The organism is Pseudoxanthomonas sp. PXM02, assembly GCF_014851805.1.
Taxonomy (GTDB): Bacteria; Pseudomonadota; Gammaproteobacteria; order Xanthomonadales; family Xanthomonadaceae; genus Pseudoxanthomonas_A.
In genome coordinates this window covers 602038-625870 of record NZ_JACVAK010000003.1, presented here as the reverse complement: position 1 = coordinate 625870, position 23833 = coordinate 602038, and the positions used below count along the sequence as shown (strand labels likewise).

The window sequence follows — 23833 nt, the reverse complement described above, 5'->3', positions numbered from 1 at the left end:
CGAGCGCAGTCCAAGATGCTTGAACCGTCAGGACTCCATCGCCCCTCACCCCAACCCCTCTCCCGCCGGGAGAGGGGCTTTCAGAGACTCCCGGCTTTGCTCCACTCCCGGCTAACGCGAGCACAATTCCTGCACCTCATGCTCGGCGGCGCGGTGACGGCCGCACTGCCCAGGCAAGCACGCGCCCAATCCGGCAACTACGACTTCTGGTTCACCCGCCTGAAGTACGACTCGGGCGACTGGGACGTCGACGCGCGCATGCCGTCCAACGTCATCACCTCGCTGATCGACTACACCAGCCTGCGCGTGGATCCCAAGGAGCACGTGCTGGCGCTGGCCGACCCGCGCATGCTGGCCGCACCGTTCTGCTACCTGGCCGGGCACAAGCTGGTCGACTTCAATCCGGCCGAGCGGCGCAACTTCGAACGCTACGTGCGCAACGGCGGCTTCGTCTTCGTCGACGACTGCAACCACGACATCGACGGCCTGTTCGCCAAGTCGTTCGAGGCGCAGATGGCGGCGATCTTCGGTGCCAAGGCGATGAAGAAGCTGCCGAACACGCACGGCATCTACTCCTCGTTCTTCAAGTTCGACGGGCCGCCCGCCACCAGCTTCGAACTCAACGGCTGGGGTGACGACCTCGTGCACGAGTACCTGCACGGCATCGAGATCAACGGACGCCTCGGCGTGCTCTACAGCAACAAGGACTACGGCTGCGAGTGGGACTACGACTGGCGCAACAAGCGCTTCCTGGCCGAGGACAACACCAAGTTCGCGGTCAACCTGGTGATCTACGCGTTGACGACATGACCGTATCCGCCCACCCCACACTCTCCGCCGTCATCCCAGCGAAAGCTGGGATCCAGTTTGACCTTGCCTTTGCATCTTCCATCGGCCGTCCGCACTCAGCGCGAAGATCACGATGGATCCCAGCTTTCGCTGGGATGACGGCGATCCTTACTGCAACCCGCTGCATTGGAGTCAGCCAGGAAACACCATGACCACGATCACCGAATCCGACCTCCAGCAGCAGCTAGCGAAGCTGGGCGAACTCCGCGCCGCCATCGGCCAGGCCATCGTCGGCCAGCAGGACGTGGTGGAGCAGTTGCTGATCGGCCTGCTCGCCGGCGGCCACTGCCTGCTGGAAGGCGTGCCCGGCCTGGGCAAGACGCTGCTGGTGCGCTCGCTGGGCCAGGCGCTGCACCTGCAGTTCCGCCGCGTGCAGTTCACGCCCGACCTGATGCCCAGCGACATCCTCGGCACCGAGCTGCTGGAAGAAGACCACGGCACCGGGCACCGCCATTTCCGTTTCCAGCCCGGCCCGATCTTCACGAATCTGTTGCTCGCCGACGAACTGAACCGCACGCCGCCGAAGACGCAGGCCGCGCTGCTGGAGGCGATGCAGGAACGCACCGTCAGCTACGCCGGCACCACGCATGAACTGCCCTCGCCGTTCTTCGTGCTGGCCACGCAGAATCCGCTGGAACAGGCCGGCACGTATCCGCTGCCGGAAGCGCAGCTCGACCGCTTCCTGCTGCACATCCGGGTCGACTATCCGACCGAGCAGGAAGAGCACGACATCCTGGCGCAGACCACCGGTCGCGCCGGCGGCAACGTGCCGCGGGTGATGGAAGGCGACGCGGTGCTGGCACTGCAGAAGCACGTGCGCGACGTGCACGTCAGCGACGACCTGCTGCGCTGGATCACTCGACTGGTGCGCGCCAGCCGTCCCGGCGACGGCGTGCCCGAAGAGCTCCGCAAGTACGTCCGCTGGGGCGCAGGTCCACGCGCTGGTCAGTCGCTGGTGCTAGCGGCGAAGGCGCGTGCGCTGCTGCACGGCCGCCTGGCGGCGACGCGCGAGGACATCGTCGCACTGGCCAAGCCGGTGATGCGCCACCGCCTGCTGCTGTCGTTCGCTGCCGAGGCCGAACAGGTCAGCGCGGACGACGTGATCGCCGCGCTGCTGCGCGGCGTGCCGCTCGCCGCCTGACCGGTTCCACGCCGTGGCGTACGACCTGATCCCCGCCGACGTCCGCAGCCGGTTGAAAGACCTGCGGCTGACCGCGCGCCGTGCCGTTGGCGCGCAGGGGATCGGCGTGCACCACAGTCGCAGCCGCGGTGCCGGGCTGGAGTTCGCGCAATACCGTGCCTACGAGCCCGGCGACGAACTGCGGCAGATCGACTGGAAGTTGTACGCGCGCTCGGACCGTTTCTTCGTCCGCGAAGCCGAGCGCGAGAGTCCGCTGACGGTGTGGATCGTGCTCGATGCGACCGCCTCGATGACGCAACGCGATGGCGAACGTGGCACGCGCTTCGATGCCGCGCGTCGGCTGACCGCCTGCATTGCCGAACTGGCGTTGCGACAGGGCGACCGTTTCGGCCTGCTGGTCCTGCATGGCGATGGCGTGCGCCTGGTGTCTCCGGGCAACGGCGCGCGACAGCGCGATCAGCTGCTGTTGGCGTTGCACGGACTGGCGGCGGGCGGCACGTTTCCCGCCGCGGAGAAACTTGCGCCGGTGTGGGAACGCATCGGTGCTGGCGATCTGGTGCTGGCACTGAGCGACGGCTTCGATGAAGCGATGATCGCGCTGATCGAACGCCTGGCCGCCGCACGCCGCGAAGTGTTGGCGATCCAGCTGCTCACCGCCGAGGAACGCGACTTCCCGTATACCGGCGGCCATCGCTTCCGCGATCCGGAGACCGGTGAGGAACTGCTCGGCGACGCCGTCGCGCTGCGCAACGATTACCTGCAGCGTTTCGCCGACGCGCAGCGCCTGCTCGATGCGCGGCTGGACGCCAGCGGCATCCGTCATGCGCGCTACTACACCGACCAGCCGCTGGACCTGCCGCTGCGACGGCTGTTCGGTGCGCGCGACGCGGCGGAGTACGCATGAGCCTCGCTCTATTGCTCCCGGCAGGCCTGGCGGCGTTCGCGGCGCTGCTGCTGCCGCTGCTGCTACACCTCGCGCGCCGCCACGAGCAGACGCCGACCGACTTCGCCGCGTTGCGCTGGCTGCGGCAGAAACCGAAGCCGCGGCATCGCATCCGCTTCGACGAGTGGCCTCTGCTGCTGCTCCGGCTGCTGCTGCTCGCGCTGCTGGCGCTGTGGCTGGCGAAGCCGGTGCTGTCCGGCGCGGACGACACGCGTCCGTGGATCGTCGCTGTGCCGGGCGTCGATGCCGCGACGGTGCGCAAGCACGCCAGTGATACGGATGCGCGACTGCACTGGTTGGCGCCGGACTTCCCGTCACTGGAAGAGCCTCTGCCTGCGAGCGCTCCGGCCATCGGCAGCCTGTTGCGGCAGCTGGACGCCGAACTGCCGGCAGGGACCCCGTTGACCGTCGTCGTGCCGGCGATGCTGCAAGGCGCCGATGCGGAGCGTCCGAGGTTGTCGCGTGCAGTGACATGGACGGTGGTCGACGGCGAGATGACCGCAGCGCCTTCTCCCGTATCGCCGCCGCCCGCGCTTGTTGTTCGCCACGCTGCGGGCAATGACACCGGACTGCGCTACCTGCGTGCCGCGGCGCTGGCGTGGCAGCCGGCCGCTTCGACGTCGTCGACCCTGCAGGTCGGCACCCAGGACGAGGCTTTGCCTGCGACCACGGTCCCACTCGTCTGGCTGGTTCCAGGTCCCGTGCCAGCGCCCGTCATGCAATGGATTGAATCCGGTGGCACGGTGCTGTTGGCGAACGACAGCACGCTCGACGGTTTCGCGCCGACCTCGACGCCATGGCGCGACGACGACGGCACCGCGTTGGTCGAGGCAGGCGAGCGCGGTAAAGGCCACGTGATGCGCTTCACCCGCCCGCTGCGCCAGGACGTGATGCCGGCGCTGGTCGAAGCCGATTTCCCGCAACACCTGCGTGCCCTGTTCGATCCACCTGCCGTATCGCCTGCCCGCGTACTCGCCAACGACTACGCCCCGGTGACCGGCGGTGCGACCTATCCCGTCGCGCCACGCGACCTGCAGCCTTGGCTGGCGCTGCTGATCGCGCTGCTGGTGCTGATCGAACGTTGGATGGCGACGCGACGGACACGGAGCGTGGCGCCATGACGCTGTCCGCGACGGATCGTCTCGCGCAGGTACGCCGGCACGCATGGCTCGGGCAGCTGCTGCTCGGCGCAGCGATCCCGCTGGCCGTGGGCGGCGTGATGTGGCGGCTGGCGTCGCCCGGTGTCGCGATCGCCATCACCGTCGCGGGCATCGCGCTGCTTGCGTTCCTCGCCTGGCGGCGAACGCACGCCTTCGACACAGCGTGGCTCGTCCGCCAACTCGATGCGAAGCGCAAGGATCTCGACGACAGCACCGACCTGATCCTGGCGCCGCCCGCTGCATTGACGCCGTTGCAGCAACTGCAGCAAGCCCGCGTGCGCGAACGCCTTCGCACGCAACCCGCACCGGACTTGCGCACGCCCTGGCCGTGGGCGCGCATCGCCGCCCTGTGGATCGCGACAGCTGTCGTGATCGCGACGGCGGCGCTATGGCCAGGACGCACCGGCCAGCCCGGTGCGCTCCAGCCTTCCGACGAACCGGTGCCGACGGCGCCCGGCATCCCGCATCTGGTCGCGCAGCGCCTGCATGTCGCGCCACCCGCCTACACCGGCATCGCCGCCCACGACGAAGTCACCCTCGACGCCAAGGCGCCGGTGGGTTCGCGGCTGGCATGGACGCTGCGCTTCGAACCGCAACCGACGGCGGCGGCGCTGGTCTTCCACGATGGCCAGCGCATTGCGCTGTCGCAGGACGGCGACACCTGGCAGGCGACGCATGTGCTGGCCAAGTCGACGCTGTACCGCGTCGTCGCCGCCGGCACCGAAGCTCAGCCACCGACCAAACTGCGACGGCTCGATGCGATTCCCGATCGCGTGCCGGAGGTAAAGGTGCTGGCACCGGATCGCGGACTCAGCCTGGTGACGGTCGGGCAGACGCGCTGGGCGCTTGCGTTCGAGGCGCGCGACGACTATGGCATCGCGCCAACGGCGACGCTGAAGCTGACGCTCGCGCAAGGCAGCGGCGAGAACATCGCCTTCAAGGAACACGTGATGACGCTGCAGGGCAGCGGGCCAGCGAAATCGCGTCGCTTCACCGCCCCGCTGGATCTCAGGGCGTTGGGCATGGCCGTGGGCGATGACCTGATCGCGCAGCTCACCGTGCAGGACAGCCGCTCGCCGTCGCCGCAGCGCGCGCAGAGTCCCGGCCTGATCCTGCGCTGGCCGGCAGACCTCGGCCAGGAGAGCACCGGGCTGGAAGGGCTGGTGAAGAAGGTGATGCCGGCCTACTTCCGCAGCCAGCGCCAGATCATCATCGATGCCGAAGCGCTGCAGAAGCAGAAGCGCAACCTGGCGACGGATACGTTCGTCACCCGTTCCGACACGATCGGCGTGGACCAGCGCATTCTGCGCCTGCGCTACGGACAATTCCTCGGCGAGGAAGCGGAAGGCGAGCCGCAGCCCCCGCCGACCAACGATGCCGACGATGAACACACGGACGACGACGGCCACGACCATGCCGGCGAGACCGCGCAGGCCGATGATGGCCACGGTCATGGCGAAGCGACCAGCGCGACCGGTGCCAGCTTCGGCCGCGAAGCCGATGTGCTGGAGGCCTACGGGCACACCCACGACCATGCCGAAGCCGCAACCCTGCTCGACCCCGAGACGCGCGCCACGCTGAAGAAGGCGCTGGACCAGATGTGGCAATCGGAACTGCACCTGCGCCAGGGTCATCCCGACCAGGCGCTGCCGTTCGCCTACAAGGCGCTCGAGTACATCAAGCAGGTGCAGCAGGCCACGCGCATCTACCTGGCCCGCGTGGGACCGGAGCTGCCGCCGATCGACGAGACGCGCCGGCTCGGCGGCGACCGCAAGGGCATCGCGCCGCGCACGCTGGGCGAGCTCGATCGCCCGAAGGACGACGATGCCGCTCCGGCACGCGTTTGGGCAGCACTGGCGAACGACGCCACGCCCGCGAATGTTGGCGATCTCGACGCCTTGCAGGCCTGGCTGCGGACCAACGAAGCCCGCGTGCCGGATGCGCTGGACCTGTTCGCCGCCATCGACGAAGTACGCGGCGATCCCGCCTGCGCGGCCTGCCGGCAACGCCTGCGCGCACTGCTGTGGTCGGCTTCCTCGCAACCGCCAGCGCAGGTACCGCGACGCGGTGCCGTGGATGCGGCGGGTCGTCGCTATCTCGACGCCTTGCGGCAGGAGCCGACGCGATGAACGTCTCCGCTTCGCTGCCGCTCCTGTTGGCCGGACTGCTGACGCTCGCCGTGCTGATGGCCTGGGTGCGCCTGGCGCTGTGGCGTCGTCGCGCGCCCAGCGACCAACGCGGACGGCCGCTGCGCTTCGCCCTGCTCTGCCTGCTGCAGCCGGTGGTCGCGCTGCTGCTCTACGTCACCCTGCTGCCACCACGGCAGGTCGCGACGACCGGCACGCTGGTAGTGCTGACGGCGCAGGCGGACGGCGTGGCCTTGCCGGCCGACCTGCAGGGACAGCCCCGCGTCGCGCTGCCGGACGCGCCGGCGATAACCGATGCCGAACGCGTGCCCGATCTCGCCACCGCGCTGCGTCGGCATCCCGAGATCCACAGCATCCATGTCGTCGGCGCCGGACTGGAAGCGCGCGACCGCGATGCCGTCGGCGATCGCGGACTCGCGTTCTCGCCGACGCCGCTGCCGCGCGGACTGGTGCAGCTGTCGCCGGTCGCGACCGCGACACCGGGCGCACCCTTTGACGTCAGCGGCCGCGTGCAGGGCGTGCCCAACGCGACCGTCGTGCTGCGCGATCCCGCCGGCCAGCGCATCGCGGCTGTGCAGGCGGATGCGCAGGGCAGCTTCCATGTCACCGGACTTGCCCGCCTGCCGGGACCTGCGCTGTTCCGCCTCGAGGTGCTGGATGGCGCACGCCGCGTTGTCGATGACGCCACGGTGCCGGTCTGGACGCAGGCGAGCACTGCGCCGCGTGTGTGGGCATTGGCGGGCGCGCCGAATGCGGAATGGAAGTACCTGCGCCGCTGGGCCGCCGATGCCGGCGTTGCGCTGCACCTGCAGATCAGCCTCGGGGGTGGCCTGCAGCTGGGCGACGCACCGCTGCCGATGACAGCCGATACGCTGCGCCGCTTCGATCTGGTGCTGCTGGACGCACGCAGCGCGGCGGCGCTGGGCGACGGGCAGCGCGCGACGCTCGCCGCGGCGATGCGCGATGGCGTCGGCGTGCTGGTCCGCACCGACGGCGCACTGCCGCCGGGCGTGCAGCGGATGCTGGGGCTGTCGCTGGCTGGAACCGACGAGACCGAATTCCACCTGCCGCGTCCGGCACCCGATGACGACGCATGGCGCGCCCGACGCGGTGCCGGCACTACGGATGCGCCCGTCGACGCCGACGCGATACCGGCAGGCCTGCCGACGTTGGCGCGCCGCGCGCTGCGGACGGCAGTGCCGGACGCGATCCCGCTGCTGCGCGACGCCGACGGCACCGCCGTCGCCTGGTGGCGCGCGGAAGGTCGCGGGCGCATCGGCGCATGGACACCGACGGATACCTATGCACTGGTGCTGGCGGGGCATCCGGACGCGCATGCCGCACTCTGGTCGCAGGCGGTCGGGACGCTGGCGCGCACGACGGCGGACACATCGCGCACCCCGCCGGAGGATGCGCGCGTCACGCAACGCGTCGTGCTCTGCGGCCTCGCCGATGGAGCCCGCGTTACCTCACCGGACGGCGACGTCACCCGGCTGCAGCGCGATCCGGCGACCGGCGGCGCGCAGTGCGCCGGCTTCTGGCCGCGCGTCGCCGGTTGGCATCAGCTGGGCATCGGCGAGACGACGACGCCGTTCCATGTGCGCGCGACGGATGACGCACCGACGCTCCACGCCATGGCGGTGCGCGAACAGACCCAGCGGCTGGCCGCGCGGACGCGGTCCGACACCGTTTCCTCCACGGTCGACGGCCCGCGCGGACCGGCATGGCCGTGGTTCCTCGGCTTCCTGGTCGCTGCCGGCCTGCTCTGGTGGCTGGAGCGCCGCCGTCCGACGGCCGGTTAACGAGTCCCGAATGTCAGATGCGTAATTCTTCCTTCAGTCCCATTCTTCCGGAGTGCCGCATGATCCGAACCGCGATCCCCGCCCTGCTGCTGACCCTGTCGCTGGCCGCGTGCTCCGCGCCCGATGCCGACGAGCAGACCGCCGCCGCCGAACAGTCGCAGGCTGCCGCCAGCGAAGCCGCCACGCCACCACCGGCAGAACCGGCGCCGACCGAACTCGCCGGCACCTGCGACGACACCCAGGTGCAGTGGATCATCGGCAAGGTCGCGGCCGAGAAGGACATCGAACAGGCGAAGACGGACAGCAAGTCCGAGAGCGTGCGCGCACTGAAGCCGGGCGATGCCGCGACGATGGATTTCAATCCGAACCGCCTGAACATCATCCTCGACGACAAGGGCGCGGCGACCTCGGTCAACTGCGGCTGACAGCCTCCGCGAAACGCGTCGCCGACCAGCCGCCTGTGTCCGCACAGGCGGCTTTTTCATGGGTGAAGAAAGGCTGTCGGCACTGCAGAAAAAGTTGCCGTTGCAACCAACAAGTGGCTACTAATAGGTGTTGTTGCGGCATCGCAACAACTATGGTCTAGTCGGGCTTCCGGTGACATTTCGAAGTGCCGCTGCGCGGGCAGGGCACGGTGTCGCCGTCACTCCCGTTTGAGGCAACACATGGCCCCTCGCAATCGCCAAGGCGGCTTTGACCACGGTCTGTACGACCCGAACGACGAACGCGACGCCTGCGGCTTCGGCATGATCGCGCAACTCGACGACCAGCCCTCGCGTGCGCTGGTCGATACCGCCATTGCCGCGCTCTCGCGCATGACCCACCGCGGCGGCGTTGCCGCCGACGGTCTTACCGGCGATGGCTGCGGCCTGTTGATCCGCAAACCGGACGCCTTCCTCCGCGCGCTCGCCGCGGAAGCCAACATCGCGCTCGGCGCGCGTTTCGCCGCCGGCCTGGTATTCCTGCCGCACGACGAGGCGCTGGCTGCGCAGTGCCGCGCCACGCTGGAAGCCGAACTGTTCCGCGCCGGCGCCACGCTCAAGGGCTGGCGCGTCCCGCCGACCAACGACAGCGTCTGCGGCCAACTGGCGAAGGACACGCTGCCGCGCATCGAGCAGGTGTTCGTCGAGGCGGGCGAAACCCAGAAGGATGAAGCCTTCGGGCTGGCCCTGTTCCTTGCTCGCCGTCGCAGCGAACAACAACTGCGTGCGATCACGCCCGACTTCTACGTGGTGACGCTGTCGCCGCACGCCATCGGCTACAAGGGCATGGTGCTGCCGGACAAGCTGGCGGTGTTCTTCACGGACCTGCAGCGCGCGGACCTGGCCAGCAGTGCGGTGGTGTTCCACCAGCGCTTCTCGACCAACACGCTGCCGCGCTGGCCGCTGGCGCATCCGTTCCGCCTGCTGGCGCACAACGGCGAGATCAACACCATCGAAGGCAACCGCCGCTGGGCGCAGGCCCGCAGCAAGGTGTGGAAGACGCCGCGCTTCGACATCGCCGAGTTCGATCCGGTCATCTCCATGCATGGCTCCGATTCGCAAAGCCTGGACAACATGCTGGAGCTGCTGGTCGCCGGCGGCATGGAGCTGATCCAGGCGCTGCGTATCCTGGTACCGCCGGCGACGCAGTCGCTGGAGTTCAAGGACGCCGACCTCGCCGCGTTCTACGAGTTCTACGGTCTCAACACCGAGCCGTGGGACGGCCCCGCCGGCATCGTCTCGATGGATGCACGCTATGCCGCGTGCACGCTGGACCGCAACGGCCTGCGTCCCGCGCGCTGGATGCTGACCAGCGACCGCCACTTCATCGTCGCCAGCGAAGCCGGCGTGTGGGAAGTGCCGGCCGAGCGCGTCACCCGCAAGGGCAAGCTCGGCCCGGGCGAGATGATGGCCATCGACCTGCGCCGCGGCGACCTGCTCGACAGCGAGGCGGTGGATCGCATCAACCGTGGCCGCGCGCCGTATAAGCAATGGCTGCAGCAGGGCGTCACCTACCTGCAGACCGAACTGATCGACCCGTCGCTGGTCGAGGAGCCGTTCGACGAAAGGACGCTGCGCGGTTACCACAAGCTGTTCCAGCTGACGACCGAGGAAGTCGAGCAGGTGCTGCGCCCGCTCGCGGAGACCGAGCAGGAAGCCACCGGCTCGATGGGCGACGACACGCCGATGGCGGTACTGAGCCGGCAGACGCGACCGCTGTACGACTATTTCCGCCAGGCGTTCGCGCAGGTCACCAACCCGCCGATCGATCCGTTGCGCGAAGACTGCGTGATGTCGCTGACCACCCAGCTGGGCCGGGAGACCAACATCTTCCATGCCGGCGCGGAGACGGTGAACCACGTCATCCTCAACTCGCCGGTGCTGAGTCAGCGCAAGCTGCGGCAGCTGCTGAAGATGCCGCAGTACGTCGAGAAGAACCGCCTGATCGACCTGTCGTACTCGCCCGAGGAAGGCCTCAAGGCCGGCCTGGAGCGGATCTGTCGCGAAGCCGAACAGGCCGCGCGCGACGGCGACGTCATGCTGCTGCTGTCGGACCGCTACCCCCAGCCGGGCCGGCCGATGGCGCACGCGCTGCTCGCCACCGGCGCAGTGCACCACCATCTCTGTCGCGCGGGCCTGCGCTGCGACGCCAACCTGATCGTCGAGACCGGCACCGCGCGCGATCCGCACCACATGGCCTGCCTGATCGGCGTCGGCGCGACGGCGGTGTATCCGTACCTCGCCTACCAGACGCTGTTCGACCTCGGCCGCCGCGGCATCCTGCAGATCAAGAAGGGCGGCGAGCAGGCGCAGATCGGCCGCAGCTACCGCAAGGGCGTCTACAAGGGCCTGTCCAAGATCATCTCGAAGATGGGCATCTGCACGATCAGCAGCTACCGCGGCGCGCAGCTGTTCGAGATCGTCGGCCTGGATCCGGACGTGGTCGACCTGTGCTTCGCCGAAACCCCGTCGCGCATCGGCGGCGTCGGCTTCGAGCGGCTCGACCTGGAAGCGCGCCAGCTGGATGCGCGCGCCTGGGACGACCGGCAGTCGCCGGACGTCGGCGGCCTGCTGAAGTACGTGCACGGCGGCGAGTACCACATGTACAACCCGGACGTGGTGATGACGCTGCAGCGCGCGACGCGCAGCGGCGACAGCCGCGACTGGCAGGCCTACGCCGACGTGGTGAACTCGCGTCCGCCGTCCGCGCTGCGCGACCTGCTGCAACTGAAGAAGGCGGACACGCCGACGCCACTCGACGAGGTCGCCGACGCATCCGACCTGTTGCGCCGCTTCGACACCGCCGCGATCTCGCTGGGCGCGCTGTCGCCGGAAGCGCACGAGGCGCTGGCCATCGCGATGAACCGGTTGGGCGGCCGCAGCAACTCCGGCGAAGGCGGTGAAGACCCCGCGCGCTACGGCACCGAGAAGCGCAGCAAGATCAAGCAGGTCGCGTCCGGCCGCTTCGGCGTGACGCCGGAATACCTGGTCAACGCGGAAGTGCTGCAGATCAAGGTCGCGCAGGGCGCCAAGCCCGGCGAAGGCGGCCAGCTGCCCGGCCACAAGGTCAACGACCTGATCGCGCGGCTGCGCTACGCCAAGCCCGGCATCGGCCTGATCTCGCCGCCGCCACACCACGACATCTATTCGATCGAAGACCTCGCGCAGCTGATCTACGACCTGAAGCAGGTCAATCCGCAGGCGCTGGTCTCGGTGAAGCTGGTCAGCCACGCGGGCGTCGGCACGATCGCCGCCGGTGTGGTGAAGGCCGGCGCCGACCTGATCACCATTTCCGGCCATGACGGCGGCACCGGCGCCAGCCCGGTCAGTTCCATCCGCTATGCCGGCGTGCCGTGGGAACTCGGCGTGGCCGAGGCGCACCACGCATTGGTGGTGAACCAGCTGCGCGACCGCACGGTGCTGCAGACCGACGGCGGCCTGAAGACCGGCCTGGACGTGGTGAAGGCCGCGCTGCTCGGCGCCGACAGCTTCGGCTTCGGCACCGGACCGATGATCGTGCTGGGCTGCAAGTACCTGCGCATCTGCCACCTCAACAACTGCGCCACCGGCGTCGCCACCCAGGACGAGCGCCTGCGCACGCAGTACTTCACCGGCCTGCCGGAGCGCGTGGAGAACTTCTTCCGCCTGCTGTCCGAGGAAGTGCGGCAGTGGCTGTCGTACCTGGGCGCACGTTCGCTGGACGAAATCGTCGGCCGCACCGATCTGCTGCAACAGATCGACGCCTCGCCGCGACAGGGCGTCAACGTCGACCTGTCGCGCCTGCTGAAGGGCGCGCAGTTCGACAGCAGCACCTGCGCGGCGCAGCGCCTGTACGAATCGCCGGACAGCCTGGCCACCCAGCTCGACGGCCTGCTGGCCGAACCGATCCGCAAGAAGAGCGGAGGCGACCATCGCTTCCTGATCCATAACACCGACCGCAGTATCGGCACGCGCCTGTCCGGCGCCATCGCGCGCCAGCACGGCAACCAGGGCATGGCCGACGCGCCGTTGAACCTGCGCTTCCGCGGCACCGCCGGGCAGAGCTTCGGCGCGTTCAACGCCGGCGGCCTGCAGATGGAGCTGGAAGGCGAAGCCAACGACTACGTCGGCAAGGGCATGGCCGGTGGCCGGCTGGTGGTGCGTCCGCCGCGCGGTGCGCGCTTCGAGGCGCGCAACACGCCGATCATCGGCAACACCTGCCTGTACGGCGCGACGGGCGGCGAGCTGTTCGCGGCCGGTCGCGCGGGCGAGCGCTTCGGCGTGCGCAACTCCGGCGCGCTGGCCGTGATCGAAGGCGCCGGCGACCACTGCTGCGAGTACATGACCGACGGCATCGTGCTGGTGCTGGGCAAGGTGGGCCTGAACTTCGGCGCTGGCTTCACCGGCGGCCTGGCCTACGTGCTCGACCTGGACCGCGATTTCGTCGACCGCTACAACCATGAGCTGATCGACATCCACCGCATCAGCCCGGAAGGCTTCGAGAGCCACCGCCAGCACCTGCACACGCTGATCAGCCGCCATCGCGAACTGACCGGCAGCATCTGGGCGCAGCAGATCCTCGACGAGTTCCGCGATTACGTGGGCAAGTTCTGGCTGGTGAAGCCGAAGGCGGCGAGCATCGACTCGTTGAACGAGACCCTGCGGAGGGCCGCATGATGCGCTCCGGACCGTCATTCCGGCGAAAGCCGGAATCCATCTTGCCGTTGCATCTGATGGCGATGGGGAGAAGCAAGATGGATCCCAGCGTGCGCTGGGATGACGATGGGTACATCGCGATGAAGAGCAGCACGCCATGAGCAAGAAGCAGGTATTCCAGTTCCTCGACCTGCCGCGGACGATGCCGCAGCGCATTCCATTGGAACTGCGCACGGGTGGCGACTGGGGCGAGCTGTACGGCAAGTTCGGCAAGGACGAAGCGCAGTACCAGGCCGGTCGTTGCCTCGACTGCGGCAATCCCTACTGCAGCTGGAAGTGCCCGGTGCACAACGCCATCCCGCAGTGGCTGCAGCTGGTGCAGGAGAACCGCATCGAGGAAGCCGCGGCGCTGTGCCATTCCACCAACCCGCTGCCGGAAGTCTGCGGACGCGTGTGCCCGCAGGATCGCCTGTGCGAAGGCAGCTGCACGCTGGAGGAATTCGGCGCGGTCACCATCGGCGCGGTCGAGAAGTACATCGTCGACACCGCACTGGCCAACGGCTGGCGCCCCGACCTCAGCGACGTGCAGCCGACCGGCAAGCGCGTGGCCGTGATCGGCGCGGGTCCGGCCGGCATCGGCTGCGCGGATCGTCTTGCGCGCGCCGGCATCCAGGCCGTGGTGTACGACCGCTACGAGCAGATCGGCGGCCTGCTGCAGTTCGGCATTCCCAGCTTCAAGCTCGACAAGAGCGTCATCGCCACGCGCCGCGAGGTGCTGGAAGGCATGGGCATCGAGTTCCGTCTCGGTGTGGAAGTCGGTCGCGATATCACGCTGGCGCAGCTGCTGGAGGAATACGACGCCGTGTTCCTCGGCACCGGTGCCTACCGCTATACCGATGGCGGCCTGCCGGGCCAGGACCTCGAAGGCGTGCTGCCCGCCCTGCCCTTCCTGGTGCAGAACGGCCGCATCGTCGGCGGCAACGATCCGTGGGGTCGCCCCATCGCGGGCTGGGAAGACAAGCTGCAACTCCCCGACCTGCAGGGCAAGCGCGTCGTGGTGCTGGGTGGTGGCGACACCGGCATGGACTGCGTGCGCAGCGCGATCCGCCTCGGCGCGGCGAAGGTCACCTGCGCTTATCGCCGCGACGAAGCCAACATGCCTGGCTCCGCCCGCGAAGTCGCGAACGCGCGCGAGGAAGGCGTGCGCTTCCTGTTCAACCGCCAACCGCTGGGCATCGTGGCCGGCGAGGATGGCCTGGTCGCCGGCGTGCAGGTGGTGGAAACGAAGCTGGGCGAACCCGACGAACGCGGCCGCCAGAATGCGGTGGCGATCGAAGGCAGTGAATCGGTGCTGGAGGCCGACGTGGTGATCATCGCGTTCGGCTTCTCGCCCACCCTGCCGGAATGGCTGTCGGAACAGGGCGTCGAAGGCACACCGAACGGCCGCATCGTCGCCGGTGGCGGCGACCGCCTGCCGTTCCAGACCACGCACCCGAAGCTGTTCGCCGGCGGCGATGCCGTCCGCGGTGCGGACCTGGTGGTCACCGCGGTCGCCGAAGGTCGCGACGCAGCGGGCAGCATCGCGCAACTCCTGCTGACGCCGTAGACGAAAAGAGCCGGGCCATGCCCGGCTCTTTTCCGTCACCGCGACGCTCAGGCCTTCAGCGTCGCCATGTCGATGACGAAACGGTACTTCACGTCGCCCTTCAGCATGCGCTCGTAGGCATCGTTGATCGCGTCCATGCGGATCGTCTCGATGTCGGACACGATGCCGTGCTTCGCACAGAAATCCAGCATCTCCTGCGTCTCGCGGATACCGCCGATCAGTGAACCGGCAATCGAACGGCGCTTCAGGATCAGGTTGAACACGCCCGGCGACGGGTGCGGCTGGTCGGGCGCGCCGACCAGGGCCATCGTGCCATCGCGCTTCAGCGCATTGAGGAACGGATCCAGGTTGTGCGGCGCCGCGACCGTGTTGACGATGAAGTCGAGCGTGCTGGCCTGAGCGGCCATCTGCGCGTCGTCCTTCGAGACCACGACTTCGTCGGCGCCCAGGCGCAACGCGTCGTTGCGCTTGTTCGGCGAGGTGGTGAACAGCACCACGTGTGCGCCCATCGCCTTGGCGATCTTCACCGCCATGTGGCCCAGGCCGCCGAGTCCGACCACGCCGACCTTGCTGCCCGGACCGACCTTCCAGTGGGCCAGCGGCGAGTAGGTGGTGATGCCGGCGCACAGCAGCGGCGCCACCGCGGCGAGCTGGGCTTCATCGTGGCGGATCTGCAGTACGTACTTGGCGTCGACCACGATCTGGTCCGAGTAACCGCCGTAGGTGTTCTCGCCACCGAACAGCGGGCCGTTGTAGGTGCCGGTGAAGCCGTTCTCGCAGTACTGCTCCTCGCCTTCCTGGCAGGACGAGCAGGTGCGGCAGCTGTCGACGATGCAGCCCACGCCGGCCAGGTCGCCAACCTTGAAGTCCTGCACGTTGGCGCCGACCGCGGTGACGCGACCGACGATTTCGTGGCCCGGCACCGAGGGGTACAGCGTGTTCTGCCACTCGTTGCGCGCGGTGTGCAGGTCGGAATGGCAGACGCCGCAGTAGAGGATGTCGATGCGGATGTCGTCCGGACCGGGTTCGCGACGCTCGAAGGCGAACGCGGTGAGGGGTTGGTCGGCGCTGCGCGCCGCATAACCGTGAGCAGTGCTCATGGGAGTCTCCGATCGGGGGATAGGACGGTAATTCTAGAGGGCGCGGTATTACGGGCAATGCCGATTTCACCGATGTCCTTGCCTGATCCTGCACGTGCCTTGGCGCTTGGCTTAGACTGGCGCTCCCTCACATCGATGTCGCCGCATGCGCCTGGGCCTGGCTGCCAACCGCCTGCATCACCAGACCGAGGACGCCGCGCTGTTCCGCTGGCTGCGCGCCTGTGAACCCGGCATCCGCGAACTGCGGCTCGCCTTGCATGCAGTGGGCCGCACGCACGATGCGATTGCCGCCGCCGGCATGCTGCGCGGCTACGACGGACTCAAGCGCTATCCGTACGGCCGCGATGGCGGACTGATGAAACTGGTGGCGGAAGTCGTCGGGCTGGAAGGTGCGGAGCGCAGCCTCGATGGTGCGATCTACTTCATCGATCCGGTCGATCCGTCGTCGATCTTTCCGGAAGCCACCGCGCTGAAGCGCCAGTGCGTGATCCACGGCAAACCGTTCCTGTCGACGGTGGCATCGGCGCGCGACTGGGTCGAGATGGAGCGCATCCATGCCGGCTTCGCACCGGACCGCGGCGCCGACCGCTTCCATGCACTGGAATCGCAGACGCTGGCACTGATCGCGCACGATGCGATGAAGCCGCAGATGCTCGCCTTCGTCGATACCCACTTCGACGTGCTGTCGCGCTTCGCGCACCGCATGGCGACCGGCACCACCGGCCAGCGCCTCAACGAACTAGCCTGGAGCCGCGGCTGGCCGCAGGACACGCCTTGGGTCGAGCGCTTCCAAAGCGGCCCGCTCGGCGGCGACGCCCAGATCGCCGACCGCGTACTGGAGCACCGCTGCCAGCGCGTGATCTTCTTCGAAGACCCGCACGTCGCGCGCCAGCACGAAGCCGATATCCAGCTGCTGGAGCGTGCGGTGACCACGGTCACCGACGAGGCGGTCTGCACCACCTCGCTGGCGGTGGCGAAGCGGTGGTGCGAGGCGGTCAACAAACGCCTCGCTCTTGTGGGAGCGACGTAAGTCGCGAAAGCGCGGTAAGTATCGAGGACGAAGTGGCCCCTGCAACAAGGTGAGAAAGCGTTCGCGACTTACGTCGCTCCCACAGGACTGATGAGCTCATGAACTCCAACCCTCCCCGCCATCTCCTCAAGGACCTCTCCCTCTCCGCCATCGCGGCCGGCTTCGTCACCGTGCTGGTCGGCTTCGCCAGTTCGGCGGTGATCGTGTTCCAGGCGGCGCAGTCGCTGGGCGCGTCACCGGAGGAGATCAGCTCGTGGATGTGGGCGCTCGGCCTGGGCATGGGCCTGACCTGCATCGGACTGTCGCTGCGCTACCGCATGCCGGTGGTGACCGCGTGGTCGACGCCGGGCGCGGCCATGCTGATCAGCAGCGCGGCCGGGCTGCCGCTGTCCGATGCTATAGGCGCGTTCCTGCTGTCGGCGCTGCTGATCGCGGCGTGCGGCTTCTCCGGCTTCTTCGAGCGCATGATCAGCCGCATCCCGGTGTCGCTGGCCTCGGGCATGCTGGCCGGCGTGCTGCTGCGCTTCGGCATCGACGCGTTCGCCGCGATGAAGACGCAGCTCGGCATGGTGCTGACGATGTTCGCGGTCTACCTGCTCGCGCGCCGCCTGCTGCCGCGCTATGCGGTGATCCTGACGCTGCTGGTCGGCATTGCGTTCGCGGCGGGCCTGGGGCTGCTGCATGTGGAGGGGCTGACGCTGCAGTTGGCGAAGCCGATCTTCACCATGCCCACGTTCTCGTTCGCGGCCATCATCGGCATCGCGTTGCCGCTCTTCATCGTGACGATGGCCTCGCAGAACGTGCCGGGCGTGGCGGTGATACGCGCATCGGGCTACCCGATCCCGATCTCGCCGGTGGTCGGCTGGACCGGCATCACCAACCTGCTGCTTGCGCCGTTCGGTGCGTTCGCGCTGAACCTCGCAGCGATCACCGCGGCCATCTGCATGGGACGCGAAGCGCACGAGGACGCGTCGCGCCGCTATGTCGCCGCCGTTGCGGCCGGCGTGTTCTACGTCATCGTCGGCCTGTTCGGCGCGACGGTCGCGGCACTGTTCGCGGCGTTCCCGAAGGAGCTGATCCTCGCCATTGCCGGCATCGCCCTGCTCGGCACCATCGGCAACAGCCTCGCGGCCGCGCTGCGCGAGGAAGCGGATCGCGAGCCGGCACTGGTGACGTTCCTGGTCACGGCATCGGGCCTGTCGCTGGCCGGCATCGGCTCGGCGTTCTGGGGTTTGGTGGCGGGTGTCGTCACCCTGCTGGTACTGCGCCGCCGCTGAGCGCTGTTCGCACACGGCTCATGCAGGTGAACGCGGTGTGGAGCATTCAGTTCCAGCGCACGGGATTCACCTGCAGGTGATGTCGGCATGGGCAGGATCGCCACTCCATCCTTGCAGGAGACGATCCCCATGCAGACCATCCGCTTCCGCCATCGCCTGTTGATGCTGGCCACCCTGGCCGCCCTGTCCGGTGCCGCGTTCGCGCAGGCGCCTGCGCCTACCGCCGGCAAGGACGCGCTGAAGGAACCCGAGGTACGCGCGCTGCTGACCGAGAAGGGCTACACCAAGGTCGATGACCTCGATTTCGAGGACGGCCAGTGGGAGACCGATGCGACCAGCGCCAACGGCGAGCGCGTCGACGTGCGCATCAATCCGGCGACCGGCGATATCGTTGCCGAGAAGCTGGTGTCGAGCCTCAGCGAGAACGACGTGAAGGCGAAGCTCGCCGCCGCCGGTTATTCGAAGATCCATGACGTCGATTTCGACGACGGCGTGTGGAAGGCCGAAGCCGAACGCGCCGACGGCAACGACGTGGAAATCCACCTGGCCGCCAACACCGGCGAGATCATCCACGTCGAGAACGACTGATCGGTCATGCGATCGACGGAATGAAGAAGGCCGCCTTCGGGCGGCCTTCTTTCATCAGCGCGTCGCACCTGCGTGGCGCGCGAAACGCCAGCCGACCAGGGCACCGCAAGACAGCAGCAGCGCGGCCAGGTACCACGGGGCACCCGGGACATGCGCGGGCGCCTGTTTGCCGATGAACAAGGCAAAGGTTCCTGCGAACAGCAGCGGTCCGAGGATGCCGGAGACGCTGACCAGGCTCATGAGCGCGCCTTGCACGCGACCTTGTTCGCGCTCACCAACCTGGCGGGTAATCATCGCCTGCACGGCGGGTGTGGCCAGCGCCCACAACGCACTGATCGGCAAGCCAATCAGGAATGCACTGCCGACCGGTGCCCATCCGTAGATGACGAACCCGACCACGCCGCACAACAGGCCGAGCAGCATCGTGCGGCGCTCACCGAGTGCGCGCACTACCCGGCCTACCAGGAGCGCATTCACGATGATGCTGCACACCCCGACGGCCGCCAGTACCCAGCTGACTTCCTTCGGCCCCCACTGGAATCGGTAACTGGCGAACAGCACGAACACGCTCGGATAGACGAAATGCGCAAGATTCGCGATGAACACCACGGCTGCCAGTCCGAACACCTGCGGGTACCCGCGCAACAACGCGATGGAACCCAGCGGGTTCGCATGCTTCCAGTCGATCCGCTCGGTGCGCTTTTCTGCTGGCAGCGACTCGGGAAGCACAAACCATCCGTACATGAAGTTCAGCAGTGCCAGTCCCGCAGCGAACCAGAACGGATAGCGGAGGTTGATGTCACCCAGCATGCCGCCGATCAATGGCCCGATGACGAATCCGACGCCGAACGCAGCACCGATCATCCCGTATGCCTGCGCGCGCTTTTCCGGCGCTGTAACGTCCGCGATGTAGGCATTCGCGGTGGTAAAGCTGGCGGAGAACATGCCCGAGAACACTCGCGCCAGCAGCAGCAGCGGAAGCGTCCCTGCCACCGCCATGAGGACAAAGTCGGCGGCGAGCCCCAGGCACGACAACAGGATCACCGGCCGACGGCCGTAGCGGTCTGAGAGCGCGCCCTGTACCGGCGAGCTGACGAACTGGATGGCGTAAAAGACGGTGCCGAAAATGCCCACCCAGATCGCTGCACGGGCCTCGTCGCCACCGGTGAACGTTTCCACCAGCCCCGGCAGTACCGGAATGATCACGCCGAACGACAAAATGTCGATCAGCACCGTGACGAAGATGAAGATCAGGGCGGCACGGCGGCCGGCGTGTGCGGGAGCTTCAGCGTTCACGGAAACGGAACCGGCGAAAAGGTGCGCAAGTGTAGGGCATGGTGCGGAGTGGTGGAGGCTCCTCGTGGGAGCGACGTAAGTCGCGATCGCGACCCTTCCGCGTGGGAGGTCTTCGGACTGCAGGAAGCGCGCCGATCCTTGGAGGAGGCGGCCACCGACAGTCCACGATCGCGACTTACGTCGCTCCCACAGGTCGGTTCTACAGTGCGGACACCGAGATCACCTGGCTCAGCCGGTGCCGCTGACCGGGCTCCAGTTCGATGGCGTCCTCGCCGGCATTCGCCGCCTCCAGGCAGACGAAGCCACGCCAGCCGTCGTCCGGCATGTCCGCGATGCCCGCCGCGCCGGCTGCGCCCGGATTCCACACCACCAGCGAACGGCTACCGAAGGTATCGAGCCGCATGCGGCGCCCACCGGCGGGATCGTGCAGATCGAACCGGTGCCCGGTGCCCGCGTAGATGCGGTCGCTACGACCGGGGTCACGCGGATCGTGCAGCGACCAGTCGCCATCCTGCACGTGCGTGCCACCGTCGTACTTGTCGTCGTAACGCAATCCGTCGAGGCCGCTCACCGTGGCCTGCGTGGCATCGGCGACACGGAAATACGTGTGCAGCGCCTGCGTCAGCCGGTAGGGCGCGTCGCCGCGATGCAGGGAATCGATGCTCTGCCGCAGCTCGCGGCCGACATGGATCGACATCTGCAGTTCCAGCGGTACGCCATCGCGCAGCGGCAGGGCGAGCTTCAGCACCACGGTGCCGTCGGCTTCGCGCTTCACGTCGGTCAGCGGCCAGCGCGAGACCCGCGCATGGCCGTGCTGGAGGGCATCGTCCGGCTGTCCCTGCCTGCCGAAGTACGGCCAGCAGACCGGTACGCCGCCGCGGATCGCCTTAGGCGGCAGCGCGCTGGTCGGCGACACCCATAGCAGGTCGTCGAAGCCGGTCGGCACGAACGACAGCAGTTGTGCGCCATGCAGGCTGAGGCGGGCGACGGAGAACGGCGTCTCCACGCGCAGCACATCGATGCCCTGCCAGGTCTCGCGGGCCACGCCTTCGGCAAGGGCATTCATGGCTTCGGCACTTCCGCGGGCGCGACCGGCGGACCTTCGGCCTTCAGCGCGGCGAGGATCTTCGTACCGGCGCGCCCGTCGGCGGGCAGCAGGCCTAAACGCTGCTGCTCGACCACGATGGCGCGTCGCGTCTGCGTGCCGATCATGCCGTCCGCCGTGCCGATGGCATGGCCACGTGCGAGCAGCAGCGTCTGCAGTTCGCGGCGCTGCGGTCGTCCGATACCGGGATCGTCCGTCGGCCAGGCGGCAACGAGACCCGTGCCGCCACGCAGACGGTCCGCCAGCAACGCGATGGCAAGCGCGTAGCTCTCCGCCGCGTTGTACGAGTAGATCGCATCGTAGTTCTTGAACACGACGAACGCGGGACCGTTGACGCCGGTCGGCACCAGCACAGAGGCGTTGCGGTCGTCGGCCGGTAATGGCTGGCCATCGACGCGGGCGATGCCTTGCACCACCCACAGGTTCAACGGCTTGCGATTCGTGCGCCCGGCCTGGGCGACATCGAAGCCGGCCGGCAGCTTCACTTCGTAGCCCCACGGTTCGCCGGTGCGCCAGCCGGACTTGACCAGATAGTTCGCGGTCGATGCCAGCGCGTCGGGAATGCTGTCGATCAGGTTGCGGCGGCCATCGCCATCGAAGTCGACGGCGATGCGCTGGTAGGTGCTGGGCATGAACTGCGTGTGCCCGAACGCGCCGGCCCACGACCCGTTGAGTCCTTCCACGCGCACGTCACCCGCCTGCAGCAGCTTCAGCGTGGTCAGGAACTCGCCGCGGAAGAACGCCTGCCGGCGACCGAAGCACGACAGCGTGGACAGCGACACCAGCAGCGGTCGCTTGCCGAACACGCGGCCGTAGTCGCTCTCGACGCCCCAGACCGCGACGACGGTGGCGGGATCCACACCGTATGCCTGCGCCACCCGGCCCAGCAGCTCGGCATGCGTGGTGAGCATCGCCTGCCCATCGCTGACGCGCTGGTCGTCGACCAGCGCCGCCAGGTAATCCCACAGCGGCGTGGTGAATTCCGGTTGCGCATCCAGCAGGTCCAGCACGCCCATGTCGGCGGCCAGATCCTTCGTGTACGCGTCGAAGCTGGCCGTCGTGACGCCCTGCTTCTCGGCCGCGCCGCGGAGGCTGGCCATGCAGGCGGTGAAGACCGGGTCGGCGGCAATCGGGGCCGCGACCGGCGGTGCGATGGGTGGCACCACCGCGGGTGAGGTCTGCGCCACGGCGGGAGCGGCAGCGACCAACGCCAGCCAGAGAACGGATGCGCGCGAAATCATGACGGCCTCCCTGGCCTTCGGGGGAGGGATCACTTTGCCTTGCGCACGCATCGAAGCCAAGCCGATGCACGTGCAGCGCGTGCCTCAATGCCGCACGGATCGCGTCAGCGGACGATCACCGTGTATTCCGCCACTTCCGCCGGCGGCACCGTTTCCCACGAGCGCCGATAGACCATCCGTATCTTGACCTCGCCCACCTGGTCCGCACGGAACCACCAGCGCGCGATCGACGGCGCACCCGGCATAGGCGGCTGGGTATCCATCGGTGGGGGCGTGGCCGGACCGGTCGTCCGCGACAGCACCGGCGCGCCGTCCGCGGTGAACTCCCACTGGAAGCCGGTGCTCGCGTTGGCCATCTTCGCGATCTCCAGCACCTGGCCCACCCGCATCGATACCGGTTCCTTGCCCTGGGGTCGGACCAGGCCGTCGTCAGGCAAGGTGGCCGGCGGCGGACCGCTCCCGATGGCAGGGCCACTGACGCAGGCGGACAGCAGCACGCACAGGCCGGGCAGCAGCAGTGATCGCATGGTCGCGTCCTCCCTGGAGACGCGGCTTTTATACACCCCGGCTTTAGGGCCCGTCCGTAAAATGGCGGCATGAACAACACCCCCCAGGACTCCTCGCTGGGTCGCGAGGTCGCGTATCCCGCGCACTACGACCCGACCCTGCTGTTCCCGATCCCGCGTCAGGGCGCGCGCGACGAGATCGGCATCGCCGCCGATGCCCTCCCTTTCGTCGGCCACGACCGCTGGCATGGCTACGAACTGAGCTGGCTCGATGCCCGCGGCAAGCCGCGCGTGGCGACCGCCACGCTGACGGTGCCCTGCACGTCGCCGTGCCTCATCGAATCGAAGTCGCTCAAGCTCTACCTCAACTCGCTCAACAGCACCCGCTTCAACAGCGACGCCGCCGTGCTCGAACGCATCGCCACCGACCTGTCGGCGCGTGCAGGGGCGGATGTGCAGGTGGTCTTCGGTCTGCCGCCGATGGCGGACGCGCCGGAGGGCGAGTCGATCGACGGGCTGGATGTCGAGATCGACCATTACGGTCCGCCACGCGCCGAGTTCCTCGCCGCCGACCCGGAAGAGCAGGCCGAGGAAGTCCTGTCGTCCGAGCTGCTGAAGTCGAACTGCCCGGTCACCGGCCAACCCGACTGGGCGACCGTCGTCATCCGCTACGCCGGCCCACGCATCGACCGCGTCGAACTGCTTCGCTACCTGGTGAGCTTCCGCGACCACGCCGAATTCCACGAGCAGTGCGTCGAACGGATTTTTCACGATCTGCTGGCGCACTGCCGCCCGATTTCGCTGTCGGTGGAGGCGCGATACACGCGTCGCGGCGGCCTGGACATCAATCCCTGGCGCGCCACCGCCGACATGAATGTCCCGCTCATGAAGCGCGACGTACGACAGTAAAGTTACTCAAGTAACA

The 23833-nt window shown here is 68.2% G+C and carries 16 protein-coding genes and 1 pseudogene; 13 read left to right on the top strand and 4 right to left on the bottom strand.

The genetic code is table 11. The annotated features are described in order from the left end of the window. The first annotated feature begins 138 nt into the window (after window positions 1-138). The 9 genes from IB225_RS16940 to IB225_RS16900 all read left to right on the top strand — a co-directional run bounded on the left by IB225_RS16940 (window position 139) and on the right by IB225_RS16900 (window position 14765). Window positions 139-810, top strand: coding sequence for a DUF4159 domain-containing protein (locus tag IB225_RS16940; protein WP_225583929.1), 672 nt, complete (start codon window positions 139-141; stop codon window positions 808-810). Between the two features lie 187 nt (window positions 811-997). After that, entirely contained in the window at window positions 998-1990 is a 993-nt protein-coding gene (locus IB225_RS16935) for a MoxR family ATPase (RefSeq protein WP_192312736.1), read from the top strand. A gap of 13 nt (window positions 1991-2003) precedes the next feature. Further along, entirely contained in the window at window positions 2004-2894 is an 891-nt protein-coding gene (locus IB225_RS16930) for a DUF58 domain-containing protein (RefSeq protein ID WP_192312732.1), read from the top strand. Beyond that, window positions 2891-4054 (top strand): BatA domain-containing protein, encoded by a 1164-nt coding sequence (locus IB225_RS16925; RefSeq protein ID WP_192312729.1) that lies wholly within the window; start codon window positions 2891-2893, stop codon window positions 4052-4054. The genes IB225_RS16930 and IB225_RS16925 overlap by 4 nt, the downstream gene beginning before the upstream one ends. Next, on the top strand, window positions 4051-6222 hold the full coding sequence (locus IB225_RS16920) for a DUF4175 domain-containing protein (protein WP_225583927.1): 2172 nt from the start codon (window positions 4051-4053) through the stop codon (window positions 6220-6222). The genes IB225_RS16925 and IB225_RS16920 overlap by 4 nt, the downstream gene beginning before the upstream one ends. Next, the gene (locus tag IB225_RS16915) at window positions 6219-8042 is read left to right on the top strand and encodes a carboxypeptidase-like regulatory domain-containing protein (protein WP_192312726.1); all 1824 of its coding nucleotides are present in this window, start codon (window positions 6219-6221) and stop codon (window positions 8040-8042) included. Before IB225_RS16920 ends, IB225_RS16915 begins: the two co-directional genes overlap by 4 nt. A 59-nt stretch (window positions 8043-8101) precedes the next feature. After that, a complete protein-coding gene (locus IB225_RS16910; protein ID WP_192312724.1) occupies window positions 8102-8467 on the top strand; it encodes an I78 family peptidase inhibitor in 366 nt (121 codons plus the stop codon). Window positions 8468-8707: 240 nt separating this feature from the next. After that, window positions 8708-13180: a glutamate synthase large subunit gene (gene gltB, locus IB225_RS16905; protein ID WP_192312721.1), complete on the top strand. Its 4473-nt coding sequence runs from the start codon at window positions 8708-8710 to the stop codon at window positions 13178-13180. 136 nt (window positions 13181-13316) lie between these two features. Continuing rightward, window positions 13317-14765 carry an FAD-dependent oxidoreductase gene (locus tag IB225_RS16900; RefSeq protein ID WP_192312718.1) on the top strand — a complete coding sequence of 483 codons (1449 nt, stop codon included), beginning with the start codon at window positions 13317-13319 and terminating at the stop codon, window positions 14763-14765. Window positions 14766-14812: 47 nt separating this feature from the next. Here IB225_RS16900 and IB225_RS16895 read toward each other — a convergent pair whose 3' ends face one another. Continuing rightward, complete coding sequence (locus IB225_RS16895) at window positions 14813-15865, bottom strand: NAD(P)-dependent alcohol dehydrogenase (RefSeq protein WP_192312715.1); 1053 nt, start codon at window positions 15863-15865, stop codon at window positions 14813-14815. Window positions 15866-16010: 145 nt separating this feature from the next. On the opposite strand from IB225_RS16895, the gene IB225_RS16890 reads away from it, so the two are divergent. The 3 genes from IB225_RS16890 to IB225_RS16880 all read left to right on the top strand — a co-directional run bounded on the left by IB225_RS16890 (window position 16011) and on the right by IB225_RS16880 (window position 18760). Next, the gene (locus IB225_RS16890; protein WP_192312712.1) at window positions 16011-16895 is read left to right on the top strand and encodes a methylglyoxal synthase; all 885 of its coding nucleotides are present in this window, start codon (window positions 16011-16013) and stop codon (window positions 16893-16895) included. Window positions 16896-16993: 98 nt separating this feature from the next. After that, complete coding sequence (locus IB225_RS16885; RefSeq protein WP_192312709.1) at window positions 16994-18172, top strand: benzoate/H(+) symporter BenE family transporter; 1179 nt, start codon at window positions 16994-16996, stop codon at window positions 18170-18172. Between the two features lie 129 nt (window positions 18173-18301). Next, a complete protein-coding gene (locus tag IB225_RS16880) occupies window positions 18302-18760 on the top strand; it encodes a PepSY domain-containing protein (RefSeq protein ID WP_192312706.1) in 459 nt (152 codons plus the stop codon). A gap of 54 nt (window positions 18761-18814) precedes the next feature. Here IB225_RS16880 and IB225_RS16875 read toward each other — a convergent pair whose 3' ends face one another. The 3 genes and pseudogenes from IB225_RS16875 to IB225_RS16860 all read right to left on the bottom strand — a co-directional run bounded on the left by IB225_RS16875 (window position 18815) and on the right by IB225_RS16860 (window position 22929). After that, window positions 18815-20056 carry a TCR/Tet family MFS transporter gene (locus tag IB225_RS16875; protein WP_345776637.1) on the bottom strand — a complete coding sequence of 414 codons (1242 nt, stop codon included), beginning with the start codon at window positions 20054-20056 and terminating at the stop codon, window positions 18815-18817. A gap of 199 nt (window positions 20057-20255) precedes the next feature. Further along, window positions 20256-22261, bottom strand: a pseudogene (locus tag IB225_RS20430) (lytic murein transglycosylase). 245 nt (window positions 22262-22506) lie between these two features. Beyond that, window positions 22507-22929: a protease inhibitor I42 family protein gene (locus tag IB225_RS16860; RefSeq protein ID WP_192312696.1), complete on the bottom strand. Its 423-nt coding sequence runs from the start codon at window positions 22927-22929 to the stop codon at window positions 22507-22509. Between the two features lie 69 nt (window positions 22930-22998). Between IB225_RS16860 and queF the strand changes: the two genes are divergently transcribed. Then, the gene (queF, locus tag IB225_RS16855; protein WP_192312693.1) at window positions 22999-23817 is read left to right on the top strand and encodes an NADPH-dependent 7-cyano-7-deazaguanine reductase QueF; all 819 of its coding nucleotides are present in this window, start codon (window positions 22999-23001) and stop codon (window positions 23815-23817) included. Window positions 23818-23833 lie beyond the last annotated feature (16 nt).

Coding starts and splice junctions, on each gene's coding strand:
- IB225_RS16940 (WP_225583929.1), top strand. CDS start 139: ATGCTCGGCGGCGCGGTGACGGCCGCACTGCCCAGGCAAGCACGCGCC.
- IB225_RS16935 (WP_192312736.1), top strand. CDS start 998: ATGACCACGATCACCGAATCCGACCTCCAGCAGCAGCTAGCGAAGCTG.
- IB225_RS16925 (WP_192312729.1), top strand. CDS start 2,891: ATGAGCCTCGCTCTATTGCTCCCGGCAGGCCTGGCGGCGTTCGCGGCG.
- IB225_RS16920 (WP_225583927.1), top strand. CDS start 4,051: ATGACGCTGTCCGCGACGGATCGTCTCGCGCAGGTACGCCGGCACGCA.
- IB225_RS16915 (WP_192312726.1), top strand. CDS start 6,219: ATGAACGTCTCCGCTTCGCTGCCGCTCCTGTTGGCCGGACTGCTGACG.
- IB225_RS16910 (WP_192312724.1), top strand. CDS start 8,102: ATGATCCGAACCGCGATCCCCGCCCTGCTGCTGACCCTGTCGCTGGCC.
- gltB (WP_192312721.1), top strand. CDS start 8,708: ATGGCCCCTCGCAATCGCCAAGGCGGCTTTGACCACGGTCTGTACGAC.
- IB225_RS16900 (WP_192312718.1), top strand. CDS start 13,317: ATGAGCAAGAAGCAGGTATTCCAGTTCCTCGACCTGCCGCGGACGATG.
- IB225_RS16895 (WP_192312715.1), bottom strand. CDS start 15,865: ATGAGCACTGCTCACGGTTATGCGGCGCGCAGCGCCGACCAACCCCTC.
- IB225_RS16890 (WP_192312712.1), top strand. CDS start 16,011: ATGCGCCTGGGCCTGGCTGCCAACCGCCTGCATCACCAGACCGAGGAC.
- IB225_RS16885 (WP_192312709.1), top strand. CDS start 16,994: ATGAACTCCAACCCTCCCCGCCATCTCCTCAAGGACCTCTCCCTCTCC.
- IB225_RS16880 (WP_192312706.1), top strand. CDS start 18,302: ATGCAGACCATCCGCTTCCGCCATCGCCTGTTGATGCTGGCCACCCTG.
- IB225_RS16860 (WP_192312696.1), bottom strand. CDS start 22,929: ATGCGATCACTGCTGCTGCCCGGCCTGTGCGTGCTGCTGTCCGCCTGC.
- queF (WP_192312693.1), top strand. CDS start 22,999: ATGAACAACACCCCCCAGGACTCCTCGCTGGGTCGCGAGGTCGCGTAT.